A 26,919-nucleotide genomic window follows, 5' to 3' on the forward strand; every position below is an offset into this window, starting at 1 on the left:
AAATGGAAGGCATTATGTATAAAAAGGGAATTCCCCTATATTTAACAACTAACAATGTACTAATCATACCATGTAATGACGTGTTTTTGACCTAGTTTTTTTTAAAATTTCATGTTTCTTTAAATGCAATTGTAATCTTTCTTAATCTTCCGCCCGCTTCACTACCTATCCTCAAATGATTGCCATAACGGGCACTCTTTCATATGAGATACGAAATAGATTTTGCGCATGAGTGGGGGTTCAACAGAAATTACATGCACATTCCCCTGCTTTACCGCTTGCTCCACTGACATTTCTGGAAGTAAAGTGATGCCAAGTCCAGCTCCGACCATCGCAAGCATCGGTTCTGCATAAGAAGTTTCAAACGCAATGATTGGTTTCGCACCTATACCTTGAAACATGTTCATAATCATTTTCCTTACATCACATATTTCTGGGTACACAATTAATTTCTCATGTTCCAAACCTTCCATTCGGATTATTGTTTTCTCTTTATAAGGATGATCATTTGAAACTACACAAACAATTTTTTCCTCCCGCATTTCTTTTATATATGTAGCGTCTTCTACTACTGAATCAATGAACATCGCTTCAATCTTCCGCTCTTTAAACAATTCCATTAATACTTTCGTATGCTCAATTTTCCATTCTATTTCGAATCCATCACCTAATATATCTTTGCATTTCGATATGTAATGCGCCGCTAAACTTGGCAATATACCTATCGAAATTCTCCGTTTCTCTTGATACTTCTTCATCTTCGTTTTCACTTCATGTATTTGTTCCAAAATCGGTAACATTCTTGCTATAAATATCTCACCAGCCTCTGTTAACTCCACTCCTTGAGCAGAACGCTTGAGTAAAGTAACCTCTAAATCCGCTTCTAATCTTTGAATTTGTTTACTAAGCGCTGGTTGTGAAATATGTAAAAGCTTACTTGCCTTTGATAAACTGCGCGTATGCTTTACTTCCATAAACGATCGTACTGCCTCTAAATCCATCATATACACCTCTAACAAAAAGTTATAACTGTTATAAAAAATCGATATTTCCTTCTATAAATCATTACTCTTTATACTTATTTCATCAACTTACTATAACGAAATGTAAAGGAGAATGGTACTCTTGAACAAAAAACAAATGCTCTTCGGATCCCTCCTATGCTTACTTGCCGTAACTGCCTGGGGATTTATGTTTCCTGTAATGGCAAATGCCTTACAATTTATCGATCCGTTCTTTTTCACAACTATTCGCTACGGATCTGCAGCTATTATTTTTCTTATTTTGCTATTAATCACTGAAGGGACACATTCGCTCCGCTTAGAAAAACGAACACTTTCTTTATTTTTTTACGGAACAGTCGGTTTCGCTGGATATGGTTTTCTCGTTTTCTACGGACAACAACTTGCCGGACCTCCTGGAGCAATCCATGCAGCGATGATTCAGTCTCTCATGCCACTAATTGCCTTATCATTACAATGGATAACAAAAAATAAGCGTCCACAAAACTACACTTTTCTTTGTATGTTCGTTGCATTACTCGGTGTTATGCTTGTCATTTCAAAAGGAAATATTCACTTATTATTTGGAGCTGCAAGTCACTTATCTACGAATATATTGATGTTATGCGGCGTTACTTGCTGGGTCATTTATACAAATGGCGGTGCTCGTTTTCAATCTTGGTCACCACTTCGATATACAACGTTAACTTGTTTGTTCGGTTCAATGTCACTCATCGTTATTGTCACTTTATTAACTTACACAAACGTCATTACTGTACCATCATTACGCACAATTGTGAGCGTTCGTTTTGAACTCTTTTATATGTCGATTATTGCAGGTGTTATCGCTGTGTTTTGCTGGAATATGGGGAATCGCTATATTTCATCTATTAACGGCATATTATTTATGAATTTAGTTCCTGTCCTTGCACTTATCGGTTCCATATTTCGAGGTTATACGGTCGACAAAATCGAAATCGCCGGAGCCTCATTAACAATTATTGCGCTATTATGTAACAATTTATGGCAAAGAAAAGAAACTACAAGAATCCCCACCTCGGTTCGTTAGGTGGGGATTTTTCACATATGAACAGCTCTTGGCCATTCCTGATACATATTCGTTTTACATAATGCTTGTTCCATCCATTGCTCAATTTCCTTCGTATACATTTCTAAGAAAAATGTTTCGGATGGAAAAGAATGCAATACTTCTGATATATACTGCGGATATAAAAACGGCATATTTATCATGCCTTTTAATTGCGTCATAAACATTGTAAAAGATACCTTTCGAAACTCTTTCTTCATTTGTCCTTCTCTAATGATTTGCTCGATATAATATCTTTCTTTAGAAAAATAAACGGTCATCACTTCACGAATTAATGTCGTATCAAGCGAAAGCTCTCTATAAAAAAAACGTGTCAGTTCCCTATTTTCAAATTGATATCGTAAAATCCCCCGCACCATTTGCACCATCACATCTTTAGCCGACAAATACTCTCTCTGTTCAAAGGACGTTTCAATCACATGAATATATCCTTCTAAAAAATCAGTAATAAGCTGCTCTAATAGGCCTTGCTTTCCAGCAAAATAGTATGAAATATTCGCTACATTCACATCCGCTCGCTTTGCAATGTCTCGCACTGATGTCCCGTCATAACCTTTCGTATTAAACAACGATATTGCCGCATCAATTACTTTTTGTTTCGTCTGCTTCATGCGCTCACTTCCTCTCACTGAACAGCTATAGTTTAAATTTCTTGACTTTTAAGACAAATTCCTTTAATTTTCTATCGACAAAGTCATGTGAAATACATCGTATTTTGCTAATATTTTACACATCTCGATAAAAAGGGAGTTGTTTCCATGTTTACAAAAGAAAGTTATGCAGGTTCTCGTGAAAAGCAGTATGAGACAGTAATTAAACAACTGGATGCATTATTAACTGGCGAATTAAACGTAGTCGCAAACTTATCAAATGCGTCCGCATTATTAAACCAATTTTTAGATCGCGTTAATTGGGTTGGCTTTTATGTAACAGAAGGAAATCAGCTCGTTCTCGGACCATTCCAAGGAATGCCAGCATGCGTACGTATTCCATTTGGGCGCGGCGTTTGCGGCGTAGCAGCTGAAACGAAAACAACGCAACTTGTAGCGGACGTTCACCAATTCCCAGGACATATCGCTTGCGATAGTGCCTCTAATTCGGAAATCGTTGTACCGATTATAAAAGACGGAAATGTCATTGGTGTACTGGATATTGATAGTCCTGAAAAAAATCGTTTCGATGAAGTAGATCAGCACTATTTAGAAAAGTTTGTGGAAACACTGTTAAAACATATATAAGAAAAAGAGTGAGTTATCGATTAAGTACGTAATGTACGAAACCGATAGCTCACTCTTTTTTATTGATTACTAACAGTAGATATTTTCTTTAACGCTTGCTCCAAATCAGAAACGATATCCTCCCACGATTCTAAACCGACAGATAAACGTATTAAATTATCGAAAATACCCATTTCTTTTCTTAGTTCCGCTGGAATCGCAGCATGCGTCATCGTTGCTGGATGCTGAATTAACGTTTCTGTATCACCTAAACTTACCGCGATCGTAATAAAGTGAAGGTCATTGATAAACGCTTGCGTTTCCTCTTTCCCGCCTTTGACAGAAAAAGAAATAACGCCACCGCCCCGTTTCATTTGGCGAGATGCTAACTCCCCTTCTGGGTACCAAACCCCTTCTACTACATCATGATTTTTTAGGAACGATACAATTTTTTCTGCATTATCACAATGACGATCCATTCTTACTGCTAACGTCTTTAATCCGCGTAATAATAACCACGCATCAAACGGCGCCATAATACCGCCGATATCTTTTCGCATCGGACGAATTTTTTCAGCTAACACTTTCGTTTTACAAATTGTTACACCCGCTACAACATCACCATGGCCACCAATATATTTTGTCGCACTATGCACAACAGCATCACAACCAAGCTCAAGCGGTCTTTGTAAATAAGGTGAACAAAACGTATTATCAACAATGACGAGTAGGCCATTTCGCTTCGCAACTCGAATCACTTGTTTTAAATCGATTAATTTCATCGTTGGATTAATCGGTGTTTCAACGAAAATGAGCTTTGTATTTGGGCGAATCTTATTTTCAATATCAGTCTCTGTCTCCATATCACAAAACGAATGTGTAATCATAAATTTCTCTTCTAACACTTCTAAAAATCCGTACGTGCACCCATATAATCCGTTTGAACAAATAATATGATCTCCAGCTTTTAGAAAGCCAATTAACGTTGCTGAAATAGCTGCCATTCCGGATCCGAAAGCAAGTGCTTCTTCTCCCCCTTCTAACACAGCCATGCGCTCTTCAAATAATTTTACAGTTGGATTTCCAAGTCTTGAGTAAATATAAGACGGATCTACTCCCGCAAAACTCGCCTCTCCTTGCTGCGCAGTCTCAAATGTAAATGTAGACGTTTGAAATAACGGTGGTGTTAAACTTCCTTTATGTTCCTCAGATGTATAACCGTGATGAATTAACGCTGTCTCCATATGCTTCTTTTTCATAAAAACATCCCCTTTATGTTTTTATCCCGCATATTCACCATTAAAAAACTGATGAATGTTTTTACTACATTTTATGTAAGCGTTTCATTTGTGTTTCTATCTCTTCTTTTATATTGTTTTAAATTCCTTCTTATATTAATTTCCAAAATTTATATGCATAAAACAAAAACGTACTCGCTTGACGAAACTCTGGGTAAAAGATATAATAGCGTTTGTGTAAAATAAAAAGGCAGCCTTGTAATGTGAGTTTATCGTTTGTATTTTGTTCCTCTACGGAGGTGTATCTCGTAACTCCCTGCTGCTGGAGCGAAGGTACATGAAAACAAAATGCCCGTAAATATCGATTACGTCTGTTTTTATTTTACGTAAATAAAAACATTTTTAAAGGAGGAGTCAACTATGGCTCGTTATACAGGTCCAGCTTGGAAACTGTCTCGTCGTCTTGGAATCTCTCTAAGCGGCACAGGAAAAGAATTAGAAAAACGCCCTTACGCACCAGGTCCTCACGGTCCTAACCAACGTAAGAAACTTTCAGAATACGGTTTACAATTACAAGAGAAACAAAAACTTCGTCACATGTACGGCATGACTGAGCGTCAATTCCGTCGCACATTTGACCAAGCAGGTAAAATGCCTGGTAAGCACGGCGAAAACTTCATGATCCTTCTTGAAGCTCGTCTTGACAACTTAGTTTACCGTATGGGCTTAGCTCGCACTCGTCGTGCAGCTCGCCAATTAGTAAACCACGGTCACATCATGGTTGATGGCGCTCGCGTAGATATCCCATCTTACCGCGTTAAACCTGGTCAAACTATCAGCGTTCGCGAAAAATCTAACAGCCTTGTTGTTGTTAAAGAAGCGATCGAAGTTAACAACTTCGTACCAGAATACTTAACTTTCGATGCTGATAAATTAGAAGCTACTTACACTCGTCACGCTGAGCGTTCTGAGTTAGCAGCTGAAATCAACGAAGCATTAATCGTAGAGTTCTACTCTCGTTAATGACAAAAAGCCAATCCTCTGGATTGGCTTTTTTCAATTCTCACCATAATTTTTTATATCCCACGTAACATAAAAATCCCAATACTCTATACTCCCACCTAAAACAAATATTTTTTATCTAATCTAATCAAATTCAAATATAAAAATAACCTTCCTATTTCCATACATAACTTATGTTATATTATGAATTTTTAAATAATAGTATTAATATTAAGTTTAAACTTTATAACGAGGAGACGTTGATATGGAATTCAGAAATGACATAAACAAAATAGCTAACCAAATTTTAGAACGAAAAGAGTACATAACTAATGAAGAAATGACCAAGCAATCCTTAATTATTCCTTTTCTTCAAAAGCTAGGTTATGACGTTTTTAGCCCTTTAGAAGTTAGACCTGAGTATATTGCAGACTTTGGAACTAAAAAGGGGGGAAAAAGTCGATTATGCGGTTTTCAAAAATGGAGTTCCAATTATTTTAATTGAGGCAAAACCTGTAACAGAAAACCTCCTTAAACACGATGCGCAACTATCTAGGTATTTCAATGCCTTACCTGATGTCAAAGTAGGGGTACTAACTAATGGTATAGAATACAAATTTTATACTGATTTAACAAATGACAATGTAATGGATGAAAAACCTTTCTTCACATTCAGTATGGATAATTTAAGTAATTTAGATATTGAAACGATTGAAACTTTTACAAAAGAGAATTTTGAAGCTGAAGAGATCGTAAAATATGCCGAAGAACTTATTTATATGACCAATTTAAACTCCACAATTAAAGAGTTATTTAAAAATCCTTCAGATGACTTCCTTCGTTTTCTAATTAAAGACTTTAGCTCAACTAGAATTACAAATAACGTTTTAGAGCGGTTCCGACCAATTGTTAAAAAAGCAATTAATCGAACACTATTAGAAATAATCAGTGATGGTTTAACACCAAAAGAAACAAAAATAACGGAGAAAATAGAAACAAGCCTAGTTGCAGCCGCTTCTGCCGAAATAATGGAAGACATTAGCAAAGAAGACAAAACAGATAGAGTTTTCACTACCGAAGATGAACTGACTGCCTTTAACATTGTTAAAGAAATATTAACTGAAAATCAAAGAGACATCAGTGACCTCAAATATAAAGATACTATTAGTTATTTTTGCATCATGAATCGTGTAATCACAAAATGGTTTATACGTCTCTTCCTTGATGGAGATGCAAAATCCTTAGTTATAAGACTAGATCTAGAAGCTACTAAACAGCTATGCCCTAATTTCGTTGTTGAGCAAGCCCCAAAATCACAGGGAGTAAGTAGAATTTTCATTGATAATGTTAATGATTTAAAAGATTTGGAACCACTTATTATTTCATGCTATGATCAAATTTTAGCTAATGTTTAAAAAGAGGGATTTCCCCTCTTTTTCCAACACAATGACAAAAAGCCAATCCTCTGGATTGGCTTTTTGTCATTTATATATAAAATAAAATTATTTATTTTCCTCTTTTTGAACATATACATAAGCATCTTTTTGCTCTTTATGTATATCAACCTTCGAATTCTCTGCAAGCTGACCCGCATTTAGCAAAGAAAAAATAATGAGCGCTTCTAGTGACATTTTGTTTTACCACTCCTTTCTATTTGTTATACGTTTATCATACCGCTTACATGTGATTTCCGTATGAACTCGAAAAGGAGATTACAACAAAAAGGTTACAGGGATACGAATGCACGCTATAATAACCATAAAATAGGAGGTTGATTTCTTTTGACGATAAACCAAATGGTTCAATTGGGCAGTGCATGTATGCTTTTTATTACTTCAACACTTATGAGTTGGTATCAGGGGAGTAATTTAATAGATTATCCTGATGAATGGAAATATAGCGCTAAGTTTACGAATTATTTTAAAGGCACCGTTTCAAATTACCAAGATATTTATCAAATCGATTTCTTTATATATGCAGCAAAATTTTATCCAACAGCATTTATTGTTATGCTCATTAGCTTACTTTATATGCTCGTATTAATTCTTCATATTCTATTTACAAGAACTCGTAAGGTAATCTAAATTCATACATAAAAACCCCGAATCATAAACCTTTCAGCCTACAATCCGGGGTACTATTTGTTTATATTCGTTTCTGATTAATAACGAATTAAGAAATATTTCTTCTTACCGCGGCGAATGATTGTGAATTTACCTTCGATGCGGTCGTTTTCTGTTACAACATAGTCTAATGCTTGTGTACGCTCACCGTTTACGTAGATTGCACCGTTCGTTACATCTTCACGTGCTTGACGTTTTGATGGAGAGATTTTGCTTTCTACAAGTAAGTCGATTAATACTGTATCTTCTGCAGTACGTTCTACAGATGGTACGTCTTTGAATCCTTGTTCGATTTCATTTGCAGTCAGTTCTGCTACAGAACCGCTGAATAGTGCAGCTGAAATTTTAATCGCTTGCTCTAATGCTTCTTCACCGTGAACAAGTTTTGTCATTTCAGAACCTAACGCTTTTTGTGCTGCACGTTTTTCTGGCGCTTCAGCTACTTGCTTTTCAAGCTCAAGAATTTCTTCATGAGATAAGAATGTGAAGTATTTTAAGTATTTAACAACGTCGCGGTCATCTGTGTTAATCCAGAATTGGTAGAACTCGTAAGGAGTTGTTTTCTCTGGATCTAACCAAATTGCGCCGCCTTCTGTTTTACCAAACTTCGTACCGTCAGATTTTGTAACAAGTGGAATTGTTAAACCGAATGCTTTCGCATCTTCTTCTGATTTACGGATTAATTCAAGACCAGCTGTAATGTTACCCCATTGGTCACTACCACCGATTTGTAGGCGGCAATTATGGTGTTGGTATAAGTTTAAGAAGTCGTATGATTGTAAGATCATGTAACTAAACTCAGTGAATGAAATACCCGTCTCTAAACGAGATGCTACTGTATCTTTTGCTAACATATAGTTTAAACCGAAGTTTTTACCGATATCGCGTAAGAATGAAATTACATCTAAGTTACCAAGCCAATCATAGTTATTAGCCATTGTTGCTGGGTTTTCCACGTTTTCGAACTCTAAGAAGTTTGAAAGTTGGTTTTTAATGCTTTCTGTGTAGTAAGCAACTGTATCTTTCGTATTTAATGTACGCTCTGCTTTTTTACCACTGGGGTCACCGATCATACCAGTACCACCGCCAACAAGTGCGATTGGTTGGTGACCAGCTAATTGGAAACGACGTAACATTAATACTGGTAACATATGACCGATGTGTAAGCTATCCGCTGTCGGGTCGAAACCACAGTATAATTTAACACTTTCTTTTTCTAATAATTGCTCAAGGCCCTCAGCATCTGTTTGCTGATTAATTAGACCGCGAAATTCAAGATCTTGTAAAATACCCATATCCTACATACTCTCCTTTAAGTTCATTACTGGCGTGAAGGTTGAAAACATAAAAAAATCGCCCCTTCAAATAAGGGACGATTTTGATTATCGCGTTACCACCCTAGTTGCAGGCAAAAAAGCCTACCACCTTATTTACATAACGGCTTAGCACCGTCTTTTCCCTTTTGAATACAATTCAATCGAAAAAAGATGCTCTAGGGGCGTAATTCGCGATCATCTATGTGCTGATTTCCACCGACCATCAGCTCTCTAAAACAGGGAAATGATCACTACTTCTCCCTTTCCACGCTCAATTATTCATATACTTTTCTTTATACCATCATTTATATAGGCGTGTCAAATAAGGGCAGGATTTCTCTTCTTGTCAATCCTTTACAACGCCATAAAGAGTATCGTAATAAGAGAAAGAATTGGAACTCCAACTAATAACGATACATGAAACACAACCGATAAATCATTCCCAATGGTCGCCTCCACAGGATCTTTCGCCGGGGAACCAAGAAACCCGATTAATCGATCGAATCGACTTACCGTTTTTGGAAAGTCTGGTATTTCTACATGATCACTATCTAAATATTGCTTTAACTTATATTCACTCTTAAAGGGATTTTCGCTCAATTTCGTCCACCTCCAGCAATTGTTTCAATTTCTTTATCCCGTTATGAAGTCTCGATTTCACCGTTCCAATCGGGATGTTTAATATCTCTGCAATTTCTTTTTGCTGCATGTCATGATAATAAGAAAGGATTAGGACCGCTCTTTGCTCTTCTGGAACTTTCAAAATTGCTTCTCTTACTGTGAGCCGATCTTCGTGAGAAAATTCTTTTTCCGGAATCGGCACTAAAAATGGCAAAAGCGTACGCCACTTTTTTCTCCTATTTAATTTATTAATCATAAGACGATAACCAATTTGAAATAAATACGTTTTTATTTTACCTTTTTCAAGTTCATACATATGTTTCTTACGCTCTAGCGTCAAAAACGTATCTTGCACAAGATCGATACTTAATTGTTCATCTCGGTTAAATCGATATAAAAATGTGTATAGCGCTGGTTTGATTAAAACATATAGTCTTTCTCCCGCTTGTTTATCTCCACTTTGATACGCAAGCATGAGCTCCTCCTCAATCCCAATTTGCGCCATGATTTTTGATCTCCTTTATTCCTTTTAACGTTAATGAAATACGGGAAATTAAATATGCAATCGCAATAAAAATCCACAATTGTGATTGATTTGTAAAAAATTGAACATATGGGTTTTGAATCGTAAATCCCATTGCAACTAAAATATTTAACGCTTGCACACATATGCATGCATACAACGCAAGGCAGACAGAAATAGTATCAAATACATTCCAGCGAAAATACACTTTTGTTTTTATAAAATCAATTTTATATCCATTTTTCCGTACTATATGTTTTCTATCAAATGGAATAATGATTGAAAACAGAACACCCATTATAACTCCAGCTGTAATCATTGATACTCTATATCCAATTGGTATCGGTAAGAAAAGACCACAAGAAAATACAACTATAATTCCAATTAAAGCAAAAGCAAGAAGTAATTTATTAGACATATAAAAGCCTCCCTCATCTATTCTTTCATAAATGTATACAGACGAGGAAGGCACTTCGTTCAAATATTATTTTAGTTTTTTTATAATCTTTGCAGGATTCCCGCCAACTACTACATTATTAGGCACATCTTTCGTTACGACAGCACCAGATGCAATCACCGCATTGTCTCCAATTGTTACACCTGGATTAATAATTGCTCTTCCGCCAATCCATACGTTATCGCCAATTGTAACTGGTTTTCCGTATTCTGATCCGCTTATACGCTCAATTGGATCGAGTGGGTGCGTTGCTGTATAAATGTGAACACCTGGAGCTAACATACAGTTCACTCCCATTGTTACTGGGCATACGTCTAAAATCGTACAGTCAAAGTTCGCGTAAAAATTTTCGCCGATATGAATGTTATAGCCGTAATCACATCTAAAAGAAGATTCAAGATGAATATTATCTCCTGTCGTTCCGAATAATTCTTTTACGATTTCGCTACGCTCTTTCAATTGCTCTTCTGGCGTATCATTTAATTTTCTCGTTAATATACGTGCTTGCTCTCTTTCTTGTACTAAAACTGGATCAGCCGGTATGTACATTTCTCCTAGTATCATCTTTTCTTTTTCTGTTTTCATCATACTATCCCCTTCAACTTATATATATAAGTTCATGATATCATAAAAAAGAAAGGCCTGAACATTTTTCGTTCAGACCTTTCTCTCTTAATCTTCCATCGTTGATAAGTCACCTGTTGGTAAGTTTAACTCCCACGCTTTTAATACGCGGCGCATAATTTTACCACTTCTCGTTTTCGGTAATTTATCTCTAAATTCAATTTGTCTTGGCGCTGCATGAGCTGCTAGGCCTTTTTTTACAAATTGACGAATTTCTTCTTTTAATTCATCAGATGGTTCGTATCCTGCTCGAAGTGCGATAAACGCTTTAATAATTTCGCCGCGCACCGGATCAGGAATACCAATTACACCAGCTTCTGCAACAGCAGCATGCTCGATTAGTTTACTTTCTACTTCAAACGGTCCAACTCGCTCACCTGACGTCATAATTACATCGTCAATACGTCCTTGGAACCAGAAGTATCCGTCTTCATCCATATAAGCTGAATCACCTGATACATACCAGTCTCCCGGCATAAAGTATGACTCATATTTTTGCTGGTTATTCCAGATTCCACGCATCATAGCTGGCCAACCTTTACCAATTGCTAAGTTACCCATTGTGTATGGAGGCACTTCATTTCCTTCATTATCAACAATCGCTGCTTTCACACCTGGAATTGGTTTACCCATTGAACCTGGACGGATTTCCATACAAGGATAGTTACAAATAACTTGTCCACCTGTTTCTGTCATCCACCACGTATCATGAATACGAAGTCCAAATGCATTCATACCCCAGCGAATTACTTCTGGATTTAATGGCTCACCTACGCTTAATACGTGGCGTACTTGTGATAAGTCGTATTTTTTAATTGCATCTTGTCCAGCTCCCATTAACATACGGAACGCTGTCGGTGCACTATACCAAACTGTTACACCGTAATCTTGCAGTGCTTCATACCATGCATCTGGACTAAATCGTCCACCTAAAATAACATTTGATGCTCCGACTAACCACGGTGCAAAAATGCCGTAAGCAGTTCCCGTTACCCAGCCCGGGTCAGCAGTACACCAATATACGTCATCTTCTTTTAAATCTAATACCCATTTCGCCGTTTGATAGTGCTGAACCATTGCATTTTGCGCATGGAGAACACCTTTTGGCTTACCAGTAGAACCAGACGTATAGTGAAGAATTAAACCGTCTTCGCGGCCTAACCATTCGATATGTAATTCTTTTGAAGCTTGTTCAAATAAAGGATTGAACGCTACTGTTTTACCGCCTTCTTCTACATTATCTCCAACAAGAAAGACTGTTTTTAAAGCTGGTAAATCATTTAATGGTATACGCTCTAACAATTCAGGAGTTGTAATTAACACCTTTGCTTCGCTATCTTCTAAACGATCACGAACTGCGCCTTCCATAAATGCTTCAAATAGCGGTCCAACAATTGCTCCTAATTTCACTGCACCTAAAAGCGCGAAATATAATTCTGGAGAACGTGGCATAAAAATAAAAACGCGATCGCCTTTTTCAACATCGCCATAATTTTTTAGGACGTTTCCTGCTTTATTAGAAAAATCCTTCATTTCCTTAAATGTATATTTCTCTTTTCGCGATCCATCTTGATAATAAAGGGCTACTTTATTTTTTCGATCAGATTTCGCATGCTTATCAATTGCTTCATACGCCATATTTACTCGGCCTGTCTCATTCCAAGTAAAATTTTTATTAACCTCTTCCCAGTTAAAATTCGCGTATGCCTCTTCATAATTCGGCAAATTATTTTCTCCTTTAATGACAGGAAGCGTTTCTACTTTCATACTTTACATCCCCCTCCTATGTATTCTATTATCTATTATAATGATATTATTTAAAATTTTCAGTATATTTGTTGATTTTTAGACAAATTTTTAATGACAAAATTCGATTCACATCGCATATATTATAAAGTACGATATTAATAGATTCACAAACCCTCAAGGTGGTGAGCAATACATTGATTCATAAAAAAATATATAATGCTAGAAACTTGAAAACAGCGAAAGGCACTTTAATTATTGAAGGTCCTGTCTCTACCCATAATCTTGAAATGTATGAATTCCATCCAGATTTAATTGCGTTTCGTCCTGCCGAGCAGCAATATAAAGCAATTGTCGAAATTTCTAAATTACCAGAAGCACGTCTCATTATTGCTAGACATGACCAAACGATTGTTGGATATGTTACATATTTGTATCCCGATCCGCTCGAACGATGGTCAGAAGGAAAAATGGAAAACTTAATTGAGCTCGGGGCAATTGAAGTCGTCCCAGCCTTCCGTGGGTGCTCTGTCGGAAAGAACTTATTAGAAGTGTCTATGATGGACGATTATATGGAAGATTACATTATATTGACGACTGAATATTATTGGCACTGGGATTTAAAACAAACAGGTTTAAATGTTTGGGAGTACCGAAAAGTAATGGAAAAGATGATGAATGCTGGTGGTTTACAATGGATGGCTACAGATGATCCTGAAATTTGTTCACATCCTGCCAACTGTTTAATGGTCCGCATCGGTAATCGCGTCGATACGGATTCTATTCAAGCATTTGACCGTCTACGTTTTCACAATCGTTTTATGTATTAATAAAGGGGGCAACTGGAATGATTGTAGAAGAAATTATGAATCAAAATGTAGTTACGCTACATCCAAACGATACAATCGAAACAGCAATCCGAACGATTCGCACGAAAGGAATTCGGCACATTCCAATTGTCGATCAAAATAATCACGTCGTAGGCATTATTTCTGATCGGGATGTAAGAGATGCAAGTCCGTCTATTCTAGATGAACAAGTTTCACTCGATATGCTGAAGCAACCGCTCGAACTTATTATGAAACATCCTGTAATGACTTGCCACCCTCTCGATTTCGTTGAGGAAATTGCTACTTTATTTTTTGAAAATAAAATTGGCTGCCTTCCTGTTACAAAGGCTGGTAAGTTAGTTGGTATCATCTCAGAATCTACAGTACTTCACACGTTAGTAAAATTAACAGGAGCACATCAACCAAGTTCACAAATTGAAATTCAAGTAAAAAATGAACCTGGTATTCTTGGAAAAGTCGTTGCTATTTTTAGTGATTTACAAATAAATATCGTGAGCGTTCTCGTCTATCCAGCAAAAGATGAGAATGATAAAGTACTTGTTTTCCGCATTCAAACGATGAATCCGCTAAAAGTGATTGATGCACTTGAAGCAGAAGGCTACCGCGTATTATGGCCAAACATCATGGGGATGCAAGCATGAGTAGCGCGTTTATTTATTCGGATGACTTTCGGGGCTATTCATTTAGCCCTGATCATCCTTTTAACCAACTGCGCGTCACACTTACGTATGATTTATTACAAAAGGGCGGTTTCATCTCTCCCTCTCAAATCATCTCACCACGGATGGCTACAGATGAAGAGATTGCCTACGTTCATACAGAGGAGTACATACATGCGGTAAAACGTGCTGGAGAAGGAAAGTTAGAAAAATCAATTGCGATGACATATGGACTCGGAACAGAAGATACACCGATGTTTCCAAATATGCACGAGGCAAGTGCACTGCTCGTTGGCGGTACGTTAACAGCTGTCGATGCTGTTCTTTCTGGAAAAGTAAAACACGCACTTAATTTAGGCGGCGGCTTACATCACGGCTTCCGTGGCAAGGCATCTGGTTTTTGTATTTATAACGATAGTTCCATCGCAATGAAATACATTCAAAAGAAATACGGTTTACGTGTTTTATATATTGATACAGATGCTCATCACGGTGATGGTGTACAGTGGTCATTTTACGATGATCCTAACGTATGCACCATTTCATTACACGAAACCGGACGTTATTTATTCCCTGGAACTGGCGCTGTAAATGAACGTGGACAAGGTAATGGCTATAGTTATTCTTTTAACGTTCCACTCGATGCTTTTACAGAAGATGAATCGTTTCTAGAATCATATCGAACTGTCGTAAAAGAAGTTGCCGCATACTTTAAACCGGATATTATTTTAACGCAAAACGGTGCAGATGCGCATTATTACGATCCACTTACACACCTTTGTGCAACGATGAATATTTACCGTGAAATACCGAAGCTCGCTCGCGAAATCGCTAATGAATATTGCGACGGTCGCTGGATCGCTGTCGGCGGCGGTGGCTATGACCACTGGCGCGTCGTCCCAAGAGCGTGGGCGCTCATTTGGCTCGAAATGAACAACATCCAAAACATCTCAGGTTATCTCCCTCCAGAATGGATTGACGCTTGGAAAGGACAAGCAGAAACAGAACTTCCCCTCACATGGGAAGATCCAGACAACATGTATAAACCTATCCCCCGTAAACCAGAAATTGAAGAAAAGAATGCATTAACTGTAGCGAAATCCCTTGAAATTATTCGGAATAATATGACAAAATCTTTGTACTAAACGAAAAGGAGGCTCGTTTTTTAATAGCCTCCTTTTATTTATTGTCGATTTCTGTCAGTAAGTCGATATATTTTAATAATCGCTGATATATTTCGAGTTGCGCCGATATATTCTAATAATCGCTGATATATTTTCATTTCATAACAGCCTGGCCCAACTTTTACGAGAAAAGGTCGTGATATTATGTGGAAACGACAAATGCTCCGCACGAAACGTGGTACATTTGAACTCTTTACAAAAGGGAATGGCGAACCGCTTTGTGTTACACACCATTATTCACAATTTAATGAAACTGGTGATTACTTTGCGGATGTTTTTACTGCTACGCATCGTGTATTTCTCATTAATTTACGAGATGCCGGTAGCTCTGTAACCGCCCAGTCAGAAAACAAATTAAGCATGATTGAGACAATCCACGACTTAGAAGCAATACGAGAAGCATTACAACTTCCAACATGGCATTTCGCCGGTCATTCAACAGGTGGTATGCTTGGAATTTTGTATGCGATTACATATCCGAATTCCTTACAATCATTAGTCGTAACCGGAGCTGCAGCAAGTGATTATACGAAAACATCAAACTGTATTTACCATTCCTACCATCCACAATTTCATTATATGCAAGAACTAATCGAGAACTTGAAAAACCCTCATCTTACAAATGAAGAGCGAAAGGAACTATCTACTAAGAGAACAAAATTATCATTGTATAAACCAGAAAACTATAACTTTTATTTTTGTAGACCGATCAAAAAAACAATGTCCACCAGCCGCATGAACGCTTTCGCTCATGAATATTCTTCATTTGATTTAAGAGAGTCTTTACCTTCTATTAAAACAAAGACACTTATTATGTGCGGACGACACGATGTGCAGTGCCCAATTCAATATTCTATCGAGATGCATGAGGGTATACGTAATTCTATCTTTATTCCATTTGAGGACAGTAACCATTATCCTTTTTTAGAAGAGGCTACCCACTTTATTTCTATCACACAAGAATTTTACAAAACGTTATAACAGGGAAAATCCAGTTTTGAGTTCAGTTACTATTAAAAAAATCTAAATAAATAACATATGAATTCACAGACTAATGTACTAATAAAAGCTCAAAGTCTCTATATGACTTTGAGCTTTATTTTTTAGAAGAAAAACTTCATACTATAATAAAATAAAAGATAAAAAGAAAAAAGGACTAAACCTAAATCAATAAATACTGACTTTTTATCTCCTTCTTTTACGCTGATCGTAATACCAAACATACTTCTAACCATCCAAAAAGCCACCAAAAATAATCCACCTAAATGGTCATTTGTATAATCTTTATCATAAAACATTTGTATTGCACCAATAATTAATAAAATAAGTATGATATTAGTCCCAATCTTTAAAGCCTTGTTTGATTTAATATTCTTTCGTACATCCCCCAAAACCTAACACTTCCTCTCAAACCATCCTGCGTTTTATTTCTCTTTATATTTTAACACGAATTACCTAATATTCCCTTTAAAATTCAAATCATAAGTGTAATACACTATTACGCATATAAAAAACCTGTCAACACTTTGACAGGTTTACTACACATTAAAACGATAACCAGCTCCCCATACCGTTTCAATATATTGCGGGTGGGCAGGATCTCTTTCAATTTTTTCACGTAACTTTCTAATGTGAACGACAACAGTAGCTAAATCGCCAGCAGAATCTAATCCCCAAATACGTTCAAATAACTGTTCTTTATTTAATACTTGGTTTGGGTGCGTTACAAAGAATGTTAATAAATCAAATTCCTTCGTTGTAAACGCGATTTCTTCATTGTTTATAAAAACTTTCCTCGCTCGTTGATCGATAGAGATTCCATGAATATATAACGTATCACGTTGCTTACTTACATTTCCTGATAATCTTTCATAACGAGAAATATGTGCCTTTACCCTTGCGACTAATTCACTTGGGCTAAACGGTTTCGTTATATAATCATCCGCTCCTAATCCGAGTCCGCGAATTTTATCTATATCTTCTTTTTTGGCTGAAACAAGTAAAATCGGAATATCTTTTATAGCACGTATTTGTTTACAAATTTCGAATCCATTCATTTTCGGAAGCATAATATCTAAAATAATTAAATCATAGTCTTCTTGCAGAGCCATTTGTAAGCCTATTTCTCCAGAATGCTCTACATCAACTTGAAAATCACTAATTTCTAAATAATCTCGCTGTAATTCTGCAATACTTACTTCATCTTCTATTAGTAAGATTCTTTTCAATTTACTCACCACATTTCTCTACTTTTTCCAATGAGAAGAAAATGCTTGTGCCTTCTCTAGGCTCACTTTCCGCCCAAATTTCTCCGCCATGTTCTTCCACAATTTGCTTCGCAATCGCTAAACCAAGTCCACTTCCACCTGTGCTAGAGTTTCGAGATTGCTCTGCACGATAAAACCGTTCAAAAATATAAGGAAGTGTATCAGATTCTATACCTGATCCATTGTCCATCACTTTCACAATAACTTTATCGTTATCACTCGATACTGTTACAGCAATTTTTTTCTCTTCTTTATCCATGTATTTCACACTATTATGAATTAAATTTGATATCACTCTATTTATCTTTTCGCAATCAGCCGTTACATATAGTGGTGATGGATGTAATTGTAAGTACACTTCTATACCTTCTTCACTTAAATCCATCTGCATCTCTTCTATTAATTCCTGCATAAACATATTTAATTCAACCGTTTCAAACTGGAATGGGACTCGATTCAAATCGAGCTTCGAAAATAAAAATAGTTCATCAATGAGTGTATCCATATGTTTTGCTTTCGTATGAATCGTTGTTAAATACTTATCCATTTTTTCCGGGGTATTTGCTACCCCGTCCTTTATTCCTTCCACATATCCGATAATAGATGTAATCGGTGTTTTCAAATCATGGGAGATGTTTGAAATGAGCTCTTTTCGATTTTCTTCATACTGCGTTTGTACTTCAATCGACTCTTTTAACTTCTTCCTCATTTCCTCAAACCCTTGATTCAATTGACCTATTTCATCATGTGATGTAACTGGAATTTGAAATTCTAAATTCCCTTCTTTAATTCTCTCCGTCGCATCTTTCAATACAAAGATTGGTTTTATCACACTTTTTGAGACGAAATAGCTTACTAACCCAATGAGCAAAATGGCTAACAGTAAAAGTGCTACGAACAAAATCGGAAATAATTTTTGTGTAAGATCTACAAACGAACTTTGCTTTTTTAGTACAAATATACTCCCTTCTTCATTATTTTGAAAAGAAAAATCAAATTTTACATACCGATAAAATGTATCGCCTAGTTCCGTTGTACCACGACTATTAATATTTGCTGCTTCAAATTTCGGAAGGGCTTCTGTTACAGTCGAACTTTCAAAACCCTTTGTAGCATAAGAAATGGTTTCTCCCTTTCTTACAACTATTTTCACACCTTCTTTTTCAAGTGATGCAACGAACGATTCATCTAATAGTTGATATTGATGTTGCTTTGCCGCTCCTTTCAATTCAAGATACGCATTCTCTTCTTCTGGAGTCAGCGGCTTTTGAATATAAGAACTTTTATAAAAATTTTTCACTGCTTCCAAGTCACCTGTTATGGAAAATACAATTAAAAATCCCGCAACTAAAATAAGCGTAATGGAGACGAGAATAACAGCGATATAAGAAAATAAAAATCTTGTTTTAATAGACATCATTTACATCCTCACTTTATCACGCTATTTGTGGGCAGTAAGACTTCCACCTCAAAATTCGGTTAAAACAAAAAGTTAGATGAAAGTCGGGCTACCCGTAAACGCCCGATTGATTCAACTTTCATATTCATAAGCATAAAAATATATGTTCAATTACTCAAGCGATTTTATAGTAATTTTAGCGTCAGTTTATAAAAATTTAATGTTCTTATTTTACAGTTGAAATTAGGAGGTTGAAATTCCATGTTCAAAAAAACATTAAGCATGATATGTTGTGTAATTTTTTTACAAGGATGCTCGCAAGAACAAGAAGTAAAAAAGGAGATGACAAACATGGAGACTGCACTACTAGCAGCTACTGAAAAAAACGAAACGAACACTGTTATATCTTTATTAAAACAAGGAGCAAATATAAATGCAACGGATAGTCAAGGACGCACCCCGCTTATGATTGCCACATACAAAAATGATATAAAGACCGCGAAAGCTCTTATCGATGCTGGCGCCGATGTAAATATCCAAGATAATATAAAAAACAATCCATTTCTATACGCCGGTGCGGAAGGTTACTTAGACATTTTAAAACTAACAATTGATGCTGGTGCGGATCCAGCACTTACGAATCGTTACGGTGGAACAGCTCTTATCCCAGCCTCAGAACATGGCTATATTACTGTTATAAAAGAACTCTTCACGCGAACAAATATCGATGTAAACCATGTCAATAATCTCGGATGGACAGCTTTAATGGAAGCTATCGTACTAAGTAACGGCGATGAAACACAACAACAAGTCATTCGCCTGCTCATTGAACACGGCGCAGATGTAAACATTCCCGATAATGATGGTGTCACCCCACTAGAGCATGCTCGTGCTCATAATTTTGAAGAGATAGAGAAGATTCTAGTAGAAGGACGTAAGTAAAAAGCTAACTTTTGCCTTCCTCCCCCACCCTATGCTACATTTAACCCGTTACATCAATATTGATAGGGTGGGAATACAAATGAATAAACCTAAAATTGGGATGATTGGACTTGGAAGTATTGCACAAAAGGCATATCTTCCAACACTTACGAAAGAATTAGATTGGCATTTTGTTGGGGCATTTACACCTAACGCGGAAAAAAGAAAACAAATTTGTCAGCAATACCGTATTCAAGACTTTCATTCTATTGAAACGTTAGCTTCAGAATGTGATGCAGTTTTCGTTCATAGTTCCACTGCTACACATTATGAAATCGTTTCTGAACTTCTGAAAAAAGGAATCGATGTTTATGTAGATAAGCCGTTAGCAGCTACAGTAGAACAAGCTGAAAAACTAGTCGAATTGAGCGAAAAATACAATCGAAAATTAATGGTCGGATTTAACCGCCGCTTCGTTCCTATGTACGTTGCTGCAAAAGAACAGGCTAATGCTATTTCATGGATTCGAATTGAAAAACACCGTACAAATAAAGTGGGGCCAAATACGTACGACTTTACTATGTTAGATGATTATTTGCATATTGTAGATACTGCTCGCTGGTTAGCTAATGATGACCTTAACGTCGTTCATAATATGATGCAAATAAATGAGAAAAATGAACTTCTTTACGGCCATCATACATATACAACAACAAACGGACTATTACTTTCAACAGCAATGCACCGCCATGCTGGTACAAATTTAGAACAAATTGAACTTGTAACAGCAGGAAAAATCATTCGCGTAAAAAATATGAATACATTTGAAATCGAACAGGAAAATTCCGTTTCACAAAGCGGTTCTCCCTCATGGGAAACGACGTTAAAGCAGCGTGGTTTTGAAGATGCTGTTCATCATTTTATTGAATGTGTACACGGAGATACGAAGCCTGTTGTAGATGGATTAGAAGGATTAAAAACGCAACAAATGCTACAAACTCTACTTGACAAAGTAAATAAAAATTAAAACGGATACATTTTTCAGAATTTACTTTCATTCCCATTTCCCCTTTATTTCTCTCGTAAATTTCTATAGAATATGTTGATAGGAATTATAAATTTCATAATGAAACGTGGAAAGGATGGGATTAACACATGTGGAACGAGTTTAAAAAGTTCGCTTTCAAAGGGAATGTAATTGATTTAGCTGTCGGGGTTGTAATCGGTGCTGCATTCGGTAAAATCGTTAGTTCTTTAGTAAAAGATATCATCACACCATTACTTGGTATGGTATTAGGTGGCGTTGACTTTACAGATTTAAAAATCACATTTGGTAAGTCATCTATTATGTATGGTAACTTCATCCAAACAATTTTTGACTTCTTAATTATTGCAGCAGCTATCTTTATGTTTGTTAAAGTATTCAACAAACTAACTTCTAAAAGAGAAGAAGAAAAAACAGAAGAAATTCCAGAACCAACAAAAGAAGAAGAACTTCTTGGCGAAATTCGCGACTTATTAAAACAACAAAATTCTTCTAAAGATAGAGCATAATTGAACGGATAAAAAGGCATGCCCCTCTCGGGACATGCCTTTTTTATATGTTATAACGTTTCCGAATTCATATGAATAAATAAAATAATACCAGCAACCATAAGTACCATAATACTACCTGCAAATAGTGTAATACCGATGAACATTAAACTTGTGCTCATGTCCACTGATACACTTTCAGTAAAAATAGAAATTACATACGTGATAAGGGCAATTCCTGCAAGAATACTTCCTGGAACAAATCGCTTTAAGCCATTTTGTTTTAACGTCATATATGCAAAAAAAGCAGTCGTGCAAAGCGTAATTATCCAAAGAATGATCATCTTTTCTCCCCCCTCACAAACCTTTTCTTTCTATTATACATGACATTGCCCTATAATAGTTGAATTTGCACTTATGTGACATATAACAAGGGATCCTATTCTATATTATAGCCTAGAATAACATTGCAGGAAGAAAATCGATTTTCGTTACAAATAAATGGTTGTTTTTCCCTTTTGTTGATATAATTGTTATATAGAAATATTCTTTGTAAGGGAGTGTTCATAATGATATGGATTTCACTAATCGTATTAGCCTATTTCATCATTCTCGTCCCAATACAGTATAACTACATTAAGATGTTCAAAGAAAAACAGCAAAAAATGAATGTCGCACAAAATGAACTATACGACAAAATGTCTTATGAAGAATCCCAAGTACATTACCATTATCAAAGTAACGTATTTACAATACCAGCTTCACTTGTAGCAAGTATTGTTTATAAAGTGAAACATTCGGCATAAGGAGATTTCCCAAATGTACGCTGTAAAATTATTGTTTGAATCTGTTCATTCAGGTGAGCCTAATCCTAGTAAGATAGATGAGCATTATGAAGAGAATCACGATACGCTTTTTGAAGAAAGTATCATTCTCGTTAAAGCGAACAGTTTAGAGGAAGCTCATGATCTAGGGAAAAAGATCGCTATACAATCAGAAAATACGTACGATAATGTATACGATCAACAAGTAACATGGAAGTTTCAAAAAGTACTTCATGTTTTTGAGTTAGATGAAACGCCATTTGAAACAGGAAAAGAATTGTACGCAAGATTTTTACACGTTAAGAAAAATGAAACTGTAGATACAGTAGTTAAAAAATACTATCCTGAATATGAATAAAAGCTCACAGCAATCGCTGTGAGCTTTTTTATACTTACTTCGTTGAATCTCTAAATTGGATACGGTGAGGTAAGATAACAGTGTGATCTTCCACTTTTTCTTTGTTCATATACTTTGTTAATAAACGCATTGCTACTGCACCGATATCATACATTGGCTGTACAACTGTTGAAAGCTGCGGGCGTACCATTAGTGCAAGGCGTGTATTATCGAAACCAAGTACTTCTATATCAGTTGGTACGTTTAATCCAGCATCTTGAGCTGCGTGGATTACACCTAGTGCCATTTCATCAGAAGATACGAAGATAGCTGTTGGCTTTTCATCCATACTCCAAAGCTTTTCGAATGCTTCGATACCTGAATCATATGTGTAATCTCCATCGATTACAAGATTTTCATCATATGAAATACTTGCTTCTTCTAAAGCTTTTTTATAACCTTGTAACTTTTTAGCGCTTCCCGCTTTATCAATGAAAGGACCAGAGACGAAACCGATACGTTTATGTCCTTGCTCAATAAAGTGCTTCATTGCATCGTAAGCTGCTTGTGTATAATCAATATTTACTGATGGCGTTTCATTTTGCTCATCAAATGATGCTGCTAATACAATCGGTACTGGAGACTTTTTAAATTCTTCAATGTGAATGTCTGTAATATCTTCACCCATGAAAACAATTCCGTCTACTTGTTTTCCAAGCATCGTATTTAATAAATGGAACTCTTTCTCTTTGTTTTGGTCAGAGTTACTTAAAATGATGTTATATTTGTACATTGTTGCGATATCTTCAATTCCACGAGCAAGTTCTGCATAAAACGTATTTGAGATATCAGGAATAATAACACCCACTGTAGTTGTCTTCTTACTTGCTAGTCCACGTGCTACCGCATTTGGGCGGTATCCTAAACGATCAATTGCTTCTAATACTTTCTTTCTTGTTGTAGGCTTTACATTTGGGTTACCGTTCACAACGCGAGATACGGTAGCCATTGAAACGTTCGCTTCGCGCGCTACATCATAGATTGTTACGTTCATCTCATCGCACACTCCTTCTATTTTTGTTATCTATTTTTATGTATCGGTTACTTGAATGAAAAAAAGACATCAACTCTATTTGCAGATGCCACCAATCGTCCCGAGTTCTTCCTTTTACTAATGATACGATAAAAACGCAGGCTCATACAATATTTTCCCGCAAAAGTTTCGAAAAAATTCGCTTCTTTTCTCGTATTTTCGTATTTTTTATGAAAAAAAGGGTATTTTTTGTAAAAATATAGATGTTTCATAAGTAGAAACCGTATTTTAAACCGTACGATAGTAAATGAAATTGATATGAGCGATTTTTCAAATATATTGACCACACCTCAAATTATATCGGCGATTATCCGCATATTTCGACCACAACTCAAATTATATGAGCGATTTTTCGCATATATCGATTACAACTCAAATTATATGAACAATTTTTTAAACATATCGATTTACCAACAAAAATCGAACACAACAGGCACTATATAATAGAGAGGAAACTGTTCCAAAATGTTTTTTGGAATGCTTATTTCTTTTTTGTGATTTACTTCCAAATACTTTTAATTCTTTCATAAAGTCATTGAACTGTGAGATATTCATTTACTGCGCTGCATCTGCACCAATTGCCATCGCTGCTTTTGCAGCTGGTGGCAGAAGGTCACGTTGCCCTGTAGAATGCGTAACATCGACAACGATAGGTAAATGTGTTTCTTTCTTTAAAATCGATACAGCGGAGATATTAAGCGTATTACACGTCGCTCTTTCATACGTGCGAATACCTTGTTCACATAAAGACAACTTATTATAGCTGGTACATATACAATTATCACACGATATACCGCAATGAATTACTATAAAAAAACATCGAACATTTTCACTCACAATAAAAAAAGACAGTTTAAAACTGTCTTTTTTTACAAGAAGGAAACAAACGGTTTATCGCTGTTTTTCTCTTTTACAATAACTGCCTCGATTTTACTCTCGGACTTTATTTGTAATTGTACTTTCGCATCTTTAGGCAATTTCTCTAACATACCTTGAGCAGCCATTTGAGTAAGAGCCATTAATTCTGTTTTACCATTATATTTAATAACAATATTCATATTTAATGTATCCATTTGATTTTTCTTATAAGTAACTTTAGCATTAACTGGGATAAAATCTCCAGGAGAAAACTCTTTTATTGCCTTACCAAATTCACTTATTTTTGTATTATCTTCTCCATGTGCTTGTGTAAATTCATCAGAAGGATATGAATACGCTTTTTCATCGATTGTATTCCAACTTCCAAGGTTCGTATCATTTTTTTGAACGGTAGCACTAGCAATATACGTACCATTTTTTAACGAACTTGTACTTTCTTGTTTAAAAATAGCAAACGTAATTGGAGATTTGTTATATTTATCATTTTTATTAATAGCTTCTATAAGTTGTTTAGCAACTTCAGTACCTTTAGAAATGGCTTCTTCATTTGATACACTTGTAGACATAGATAAACCAATCATGACACCAGATAAACTTAATTCATTTGAATTCTGTTTCCCGAAATAGTCTTGTTCTATAATATTCGTTAAAACTGGTGCTTCTACTTTCGCGACTAGTTCATCAATTAACTTCTCTGGAATATACTGATTTAATTGTAATACGTGATTTTCTGTATCAAATTGTTGCATTGCAATATTCATTAAACCATTTTCATACTCTGCTAAATCTAATTTAGAATTTGTTTTTATATTAGCTGTATTAATAACCTTTTGTTCTTTTAAAGGAATAACAGTTCTATAATAATCTTTAGAAACAGCAGTTCTCGGAATCATACTTTTTTCTTTTGTATCTTTTTGTATAACTTCATCCTTCTTGCTAATCGTATTATTACTACAAGCTCCCAGTAATAAGCTTACGACTGCGAAGGATAATGCCATTTTCTTCATTACTTAAAACCCACTTTCAACAATCTAATTATTTAGTTTGAACTATTCATAGTGTACCATTAAATATATTTCAACAAAAACAAAAAAAAGAAGCAAGCACCTTTAGCTTGCTTCTTTTTACTTTATATTCTCTTCTAAAGCATCTTTTTTAATATTCCAATGAGAAGTATTCCATACTACTAGCCCATCTTTTATGTATAACACTTGTGGTGATTCGTGCTTAATACTGTACTGTTCTGCAACACGATTCGAAACATCTCTCGCATCTTGCACGTATAAGTAATACGCTGGTACTTCTCTTTCTTCATTGCAGTACGCTTGAAACTCTGTGTATGCACCATGACTAATCGGACATGTCGTACTATGTTTAAAAAGAACATAAGGCTCGTTCTTTTCTACTAAGACTTCAAGCTCTTCAATTGTTTCAAGTTTTGTCATATTCATCAAGATTCACCTCTCATACGAAATCTAGAGCGCTTCTCGTTCTTTTCAGCTTTTTTCTCAATTTTTTCTAATTTACGCTCTTCTTTTTCAACCTTCTTCTCTTGTCTCGATGCACGGTAATGATTGTATACTTCAATCGCCGCACTACTCCACTGTACAACTTGCGCTACTTTATCTGCATTATTTTCAATTTCGTCCGTAACAGACTCTGATACATTACGAAGTTTCGTATTTAAAGAATGGATTGTTGTTCCAATTCCATCTACACCTGCTACCACTTTATTTAATGATTGCGACTTCTGTTGAATATCATCAGCTAACGCATTTGTTTTATGTAATAATTGCTCCGTCTCTACACTAATTCCTTGCATTTGCTTTTCTAAACCTTCTAACGTGCTCGCAACGTTTTCTAACGTCTTCTGAACCGATAACAACGTTCTACATACATACACTACTAACACAGCAAAAGCAACCGCGATAATAGCCGCACTTACATATAAAAGAACTTGCATTTCATCACTTCCTTTATCTTTTTTCATACTTTA

The 26,919-nt window shown here is 35.9% G+C and carries 31 protein-coding genes, 2 pseudogenes and 1 other annotated feature; of the genes and pseudogenes, 14 read left to right on the forward strand and 19 right to left on the reverse strand.

The window, feature by feature from the left end:
• Positions 1-161 precede the first annotated feature (161 nt).
• Entirely contained in the window at positions 162-1,001 is an 840-nt protein-coding gene (locus tag MHB70_RS21790; RefSeq protein WP_061529691.1) for a LysR family transcriptional regulator, read from the reverse strand.
• A 124-nt stretch (positions 1,002-1,125) separates the two neighbouring features.
• On the opposite strand from MHB70_RS21790, the gene MHB70_RS21795 reads away from it, so the two are divergent.
• On the forward strand, positions 1,126-2,070 hold the full coding sequence (locus tag MHB70_RS21795; protein WP_001036042.1) for a DMT family transporter: 945 nt from the start codon (positions 1,126-1,128) through the stop codon (positions 2,068-2,070).
• An 11-nt stretch (positions 2,071-2,081) separates the two neighbouring features.
• On the opposite strand, the gene refZ is transcribed toward MHB70_RS21795, so the two are convergent.
• Positions 2,082-2,720, reverse strand: coding sequence for a forespore capture DNA-binding protein RefZ (refZ, locus tag MHB70_RS21800; protein ID WP_000814925.1), 639 nt, complete (start codon positions 2,718-2,720; stop codon positions 2,082-2,084).
• A 147-nt stretch (positions 2,721-2,867) separates the two neighbouring features.
• Between refZ and MHB70_RS21805 the strand changes: the two genes are divergently transcribed.
• Complete coding sequence (locus tag MHB70_RS21805) at positions 2,868-3,347, forward strand: GAF domain-containing protein (protein ID WP_000494323.1); 480 nt, start codon at positions 2,868-2,870, stop codon at positions 3,345-3,347.
• Positions 3,348-3,406: 59 nt separating this feature from the next.
• Here the strand turns inward: MHB70_RS21805 and megL are convergent, their stop codons facing one another.
• Positions 3,407-4,585: a methionine gamma-lyase gene (gene megL / locus MHB70_RS21810; protein ID WP_000726604.1), complete on the reverse strand. Its 1,179-nt coding sequence runs from the start codon at positions 4,583-4,585 to the stop codon at positions 3,407-3,409.
• 399 nt (positions 4,586-4,984) lie between these two features.
• On the opposite strand from megL, the gene rpsD reads away from it, so the two are divergent.
• Both rpsD and MHB70_RS21830 read left to right on the forward strand, forming a co-directional pair.
• On the forward strand, positions 4,985-5,587 hold the full coding sequence (gene rpsD / locus MHB70_RS21815; protein ID WP_000135316.1) for a 30S ribosomal protein S4: 603 nt from the start codon (positions 4,985-4,987) through the stop codon (positions 5,585-5,587).
• A 244-nt stretch (positions 5,588-5,831) separates the two neighbouring features.
• Positions 5,832-6,981, forward strand: a pseudogene (locus MHB70_RS21830) (type I restriction endonuclease).
• An 87-nt stretch (positions 6,982-7,068) separates the two neighbouring features.
• On the opposite strand, the gene MHB70_RS21835 reads toward MHB70_RS21830, so the two are convergent.
• Positions 7,069-7,197, reverse strand: coding sequence for a hypothetical protein (locus MHB70_RS21835; RefSeq protein WP_000050940.1), 129 nt, complete (start codon positions 7,195-7,197; stop codon positions 7,069-7,071).
• Positions 7,198-7,347: 150 nt separating this feature from the next.
• Here MHB70_RS21835 and MHB70_RS21840 point away from each other — a divergent pair, with 150 nt between their 5' ends.
• Positions 7,348-7,650, forward strand: coding sequence for a YjdJ family protein (locus MHB70_RS21840; RefSeq protein WP_000154645.1), 303 nt, complete (start codon positions 7,348-7,350; stop codon positions 7,648-7,650).
• Between the two features lie 77 nt (positions 7,651-7,727).
• Here MHB70_RS21840 and tyrS read toward each other — a convergent pair whose 3' ends face one another.
• The 6 genes from tyrS to acsA all read right to left on the reverse strand — a co-directional run bounded on the left by tyrS (position 7,728) and on the right by acsA (position 12,997).
• Positions 7,728-8,984, reverse strand: a complete 1,257-nt coding sequence (tyrS, locus tag MHB70_RS21845) for a tyrosine--tRNA ligase (protein ID WP_000512098.1) — start codon at positions 8,982-8,984, stop codon at positions 7,728-7,730.
• A 70-nt stretch (positions 8,985-9,054) separates the two neighbouring features.
• Positions 9,055-9,282, reverse strand: a binding site (T-box leader).
• 77 nt (positions 9,283-9,359) lie between these two features.
• Positions 9,360-9,605 (reverse strand): hypothetical protein, encoded by a 246-nt coding sequence (locus MHB70_RS21850; protein WP_001293798.1) that lies wholly within the window; start codon positions 9,603-9,605, stop codon positions 9,360-9,362.
• Positions 9,586-10,131: an RNA polymerase sigma factor gene (locus MHB70_RS21855; RefSeq protein ID WP_000057201.1), complete on the reverse strand. Its 546-nt coding sequence runs from the start codon at positions 10,129-10,131 to the stop codon at positions 9,586-9,588. The genes MHB70_RS21850 and MHB70_RS21855 overlap by 20 nt, the downstream gene beginning before the upstream one ends.
• Positions 10,112-10,567 (reverse strand): hypothetical protein, encoded by a 456-nt coding sequence (locus MHB70_RS21860; RefSeq protein WP_000066426.1) that lies wholly within the window; start codon positions 10,565-10,567, stop codon positions 10,112-10,114. Before MHB70_RS21860 ends, MHB70_RS21855 begins: the two co-directional genes overlap by 20 nt.
• A 66-nt stretch (positions 10,568-10,633) precedes the next feature.
• Positions 10,634-11,194, reverse strand: coding sequence for a maltose acetyltransferase domain-containing protein (locus tag MHB70_RS21865; protein WP_061529692.1), 561 nt, complete (start codon positions 11,192-11,194; stop codon positions 10,634-10,636).
• An 84-nt stretch (positions 11,195-11,278) separates the two neighbouring features.
• Positions 11,279-12,997 (reverse strand): acetate--CoA ligase, encoded by a 1,719-nt coding sequence (acsA, locus tag MHB70_RS21870; protein WP_000862062.1) that lies wholly within the window; start codon positions 12,995-12,997, stop codon positions 11,279-11,281.
• A gap of 176 nt (positions 12,998-13,173) precedes the next feature.
• Here acsA and acuA point away from each other — a divergent pair, with 176 nt between their 5' ends.
• From acuA to MHB70_RS21890, 4 genes are all read left to right on the forward strand, one after another.
• On the forward strand, positions 13,174-13,806 hold the full coding sequence (gene acuA / locus MHB70_RS21875) for an acetoin utilization protein acetyltransferase AcuA (protein WP_000581385.1): 633 nt from the start codon (positions 13,174-13,176) through the stop codon (positions 13,804-13,806).
• A 17-nt stretch (positions 13,807-13,823) separates the two neighbouring features.
• Positions 13,824-14,468, forward strand: a complete 645-nt coding sequence (locus MHB70_RS21880; RefSeq protein ID WP_002123078.1) for an acetoin utilization AcuB family protein — start codon at positions 13,824-13,826, stop codon at positions 14,466-14,468.
• Positions 14,465-15,631, forward strand: a complete 1,167-nt coding sequence (gene acuC / locus MHB70_RS21885; RefSeq protein ID WP_000092814.1) for an acetoin utilization protein AcuC — start codon at positions 14,465-14,467, stop codon at positions 15,629-15,631. Before MHB70_RS21880 ends, acuC begins: the two co-directional genes overlap by 4 nt.
• A 198-nt stretch (positions 15,632-15,829) precedes the next feature.
• A complete protein-coding gene (locus MHB70_RS21890) occupies positions 15,830-16,651 on the forward strand; it encodes an alpha/beta fold hydrolase (RefSeq protein ID WP_002093169.1) in 822 nt (273 codons plus the stop codon).
• A 122-nt stretch (positions 16,652-16,773) separates the two neighbouring features.
• On the opposite strand, the gene MHB70_RS21895 is transcribed toward MHB70_RS21890, so the two are convergent.
• The 3 genes from MHB70_RS21895 to MHB70_RS21905 form a co-directional block, all read right to left on the reverse strand.
• On the reverse strand, positions 16,774-17,061 hold the full coding sequence (locus MHB70_RS21895) for a hypothetical protein (protein ID WP_000503083.1): 288 nt from the start codon (positions 17,059-17,061) through the stop codon (positions 16,774-16,776).
• A gap of 147 nt (positions 17,062-17,208) precedes the next feature.
• The gene (locus MHB70_RS21900) at positions 17,209-17,898 is read right to left on the reverse strand and encodes a response regulator transcription factor (protein ID WP_002039721.1); all 690 of its coding nucleotides are present in this window, start codon (positions 17,896-17,898) and stop codon (positions 17,209-17,211) included.
• Between the two features lies 1 nt (position 17,899).
• Positions 17,900-19,354 carry a sensor histidine kinase gene (locus tag MHB70_RS21905; RefSeq protein WP_000023853.1) on the reverse strand — a complete coding sequence of 485 codons (1,455 nt, stop codon included), beginning with the start codon at positions 19,352-19,354 and terminating at the stop codon, positions 17,900-17,902.
• Between the two features lie 243 nt (positions 19,355-19,597).
• Between MHB70_RS21905 and MHB70_RS21910 the strand changes: the two genes are divergently transcribed.
• From MHB70_RS21910 to mscL, 3 genes are all read left to right on the forward strand, one after another.
• Positions 19,598-20,278 carry an ankyrin repeat domain-containing protein gene (locus tag MHB70_RS21910; RefSeq protein ID WP_061529694.1) on the forward strand — a complete coding sequence of 227 codons (681 nt, stop codon included), beginning with the start codon at positions 19,598-19,600 and terminating at the stop codon, positions 20,276-20,278.
• A 79-nt stretch (positions 20,279-20,357) separates the two neighbouring features.
• Entirely contained in the window at positions 20,358-21,284 is a 927-nt protein-coding gene (locus MHB70_RS21915) for a Gfo/Idh/MocA family protein (RefSeq protein ID WP_001039683.1), read from the forward strand.
• Positions 21,285-21,412: 128 nt separating this feature from the next.
• Entirely contained in the window at positions 21,413-21,811 is a 399-nt protein-coding gene (mscL, locus tag MHB70_RS21920; protein WP_000267005.1) for a large-conductance mechanosensitive channel protein MscL, read from the forward strand.
• Between the two features lie 50 nt (positions 21,812-21,861).
• On the opposite strand, the gene MHB70_RS21925 is transcribed toward mscL, so the two are convergent.
• Positions 21,862-22,134, reverse strand: a complete 273-nt coding sequence (locus tag MHB70_RS21925; protein WP_000585028.1) for a DUF3917 domain-containing protein — start codon at positions 22,132-22,134, stop codon at positions 21,862-21,864.
• A gap of 225 nt (positions 22,135-22,359) precedes the next feature.
• Here MHB70_RS21925 and MHB70_RS21930 point away from each other — a divergent pair, with 225 nt between their 5' ends.
• Positions 22,360-22,596: a DUF3949 domain-containing protein gene (locus MHB70_RS21930; RefSeq protein WP_000637896.1), complete on the forward strand. Its 237-nt coding sequence runs from the start codon at positions 22,360-22,362 to the stop codon at positions 22,594-22,596.
• A gap of 13 nt (positions 22,597-22,609) precedes the next feature.
• On the forward strand, positions 22,610-22,972 hold the full coding sequence (locus MHB70_RS21935) for a DUF4288 domain-containing protein (RefSeq protein WP_000271416.1): 363 nt from the start codon (positions 22,610-22,612) through the stop codon (positions 22,970-22,972).
• A 34-nt stretch (positions 22,973-23,006) separates the two neighbouring features.
• On the opposite strand, the gene ccpA is transcribed toward MHB70_RS21935, so the two are convergent.
• The 5 genes and pseudogenes from ccpA to MHB70_RS21960 all read right to left on the reverse strand — a co-directional run bounded on the left by ccpA (position 23,007) and on the right by MHB70_RS21960 (position 26,886).
• On the reverse strand, positions 23,007-24,005 hold the full coding sequence (ccpA, locus tag MHB70_RS21940; protein WP_001103299.1) for a catabolite control protein A: 999 nt from the start codon (positions 24,003-24,005) through the stop codon (positions 23,007-23,009).
• A 594-nt stretch (positions 24,006-24,599) separates the two neighbouring features.
• Positions 24,600-24,818: pseudogene (locus MHB70_RS21945) on the reverse strand (bifunctional 3-deoxy-7-phosphoheptulonate synthase/chorismate mutase); the annotation flags it as partial.
• 95 nt (positions 24,819-24,913) lie between these two features.
• Entirely contained in the window at positions 24,914-25,930 is a 1,017-nt protein-coding gene (locus MHB70_RS21950) for a CamS family sex pheromone protein (RefSeq protein WP_000738035.1), read from the reverse strand.
• Positions 25,931-26,047: 117 nt separating this feature from the next.
• Positions 26,048-26,374 (reverse strand): bacillithiol system redox-active protein YtxJ, encoded by a 327-nt coding sequence (ytxJ, locus tag MHB70_RS21955; protein WP_001057464.1) that lies wholly within the window; start codon positions 26,372-26,374, stop codon positions 26,048-26,050.
• Positions 26,374-26,886, reverse strand: coding sequence for a DUF948 domain-containing protein (locus tag MHB70_RS21960; protein WP_033657337.1), 513 nt, complete (start codon positions 26,884-26,886; stop codon positions 26,374-26,376). The genes ytxJ and MHB70_RS21960 overlap by 1 nt, the downstream gene beginning before the upstream one ends.
• Positions 26,887-26,919: the final 33 nt, after the last annotated feature.

This window comes from Bacillus sp. FSL M7-1020 (assembly GCF_038050415.1).
In the GTDB taxonomy this organism is placed as follows: Bacteria; Bacillota; Bacilli; order Bacillales; family Bacillaceae_G; genus Bacillus_A; species Bacillus_A toyonensis.

Coding starts and splice junctions, on each gene's coding strand:
- MHB70_RS21790 (WP_061529691.1), bottom strand. CDS start 1,001: ATGGATTTAGAGGCAGTACGATCGTTTATGGAAGTAAAGCATACGCGC.
- refZ (WP_000814925.1), bottom strand. CDS start 2,720: ATGAAGCAGACGAAACAAAAAGTAATTGATGCGGCAATATCGTTGTTT.
- MHB70_RS21805 (WP_000494323.1), top strand. CDS start 2,868: ATGTTTACAAAAGAAAGTTATGCAGGTTCTCGTGAAAAGCAGTATGAG.
- megL (WP_000726604.1), bottom strand. CDS start 4,585: ATGAAAAAGAAGCATATGGAGACAGCGTTAATTCATCACGGTTATACA.
- rpsD (WP_000135316.1), top strand. CDS start 4,985: ATGGCTCGTTATACAGGTCCAGCTTGGAAACTGTCTCGTCGTCTTGGA.
- MHB70_RS21835 (WP_000050940.1), bottom strand. CDS start 7,197: ATGTCACTAGAAGCGCTCATTATTTTTTCTTTGCTAAATGCGGGTCAG.
- tyrS (WP_000512098.1), bottom strand. CDS start 8,984: ATGGGTATTTTACAAGATCTTGAATTTCGCGGTCTAATTAATCAGCAA.
- MHB70_RS21855 (WP_000057201.1), bottom strand. CDS start 10,131: ATGGCGCAAATTGGGATTGAGGAGGAGCTCATGCTTGCGTATCAAAGT.
- MHB70_RS21860 (WP_000066426.1), bottom strand. CDS start 10,567: ATGTCTAATAAATTACTTCTTGCTTTTGCTTTAATTGGAATTATAGTT.
- MHB70_RS21865 (WP_061529692.1), bottom strand. CDS start 11,194: ATGATGAAAACAGAAAAAGAAAAGATGATACTAGGAGAAATGTACATA.
- acsA (WP_000862062.1), bottom strand. CDS start 12,997: ATGAAAGTAGAAACGCTTCCTGTCATTAAAGGAGAAAATAATTTGCCG.
- MHB70_RS21880 (WP_002123078.1), top strand. CDS start 13,824: ATGATTGTAGAAGAAATTATGAATCAAAATGTAGTTACGCTACATCCA.
- acuC (WP_000092814.1), top strand. CDS start 14,465: ATGAGTAGCGCGTTTATTTATTCGGATGACTTTCGGGGCTATTCATTT.
- MHB70_RS21890 (WP_002093169.1), top strand. CDS start 15,830: ATGCTCCGCACGAAACGTGGTACATTTGAACTCTTTACAAAAGGGAAT.
- MHB70_RS21905 (WP_000023853.1), bottom strand. CDS start 19,354: ATGTCTATTAAAACAAGATTTTTATTTTCTTATATCGCTGTTATTCTC.
- MHB70_RS21910 (WP_061529694.1), top strand. CDS start 19,598: ATGTTCAAAAAAACATTAAGCATGATATGTTGTGTAATTTTTTTACAA.
- MHB70_RS21915 (WP_001039683.1), top strand. CDS start 20,358: ATGAATAAACCTAAAATTGGGATGATTGGACTTGGAAGTATTGCACAA.
- mscL (WP_000267005.1), top strand. CDS start 21,413: ATGTGGAACGAGTTTAAAAAGTTCGCTTTCAAAGGGAATGTAATTGAT.
- MHB70_RS21925 (WP_000585028.1), bottom strand. CDS start 22,134: ATGATCATTCTTTGGATAATTACGCTTTGCACGACTGCTTTTTTTGCA.
- MHB70_RS21930 (WP_000637896.1), top strand. CDS start 22,360: ATGATATGGATTTCACTAATCGTATTAGCCTATTTCATCATTCTCGTC.
- MHB70_RS21935 (WP_000271416.1), top strand. CDS start 22,610: ATGTACGCTGTAAAATTATTGTTTGAATCTGTTCATTCAGGTGAGCCT.
- ccpA (WP_001103299.1), bottom strand. CDS start 24,005: ATGAACGTAACAATCTATGATGTAGCGCGCGAAGCGAACGTTTCAATG.
- MHB70_RS21950 (WP_000738035.1), bottom strand. CDS start 25,930: ATGAAGAAAATGGCATTATCCTTCGCAGTCGTAAGCTTATTACTGGGA.
- ytxJ (WP_001057464.1), bottom strand. CDS start 26,374: ATGAATATGACAAAACTTGAAACAATTGAAGAGCTTGAAGTCTTAGTA.
- MHB70_RS21960 (WP_033657337.1), bottom strand. CDS start 26,886: ATGCAAGTTCTTTTATATGTAAGTGCGGCTATTATCGCGGTTGCTTTT.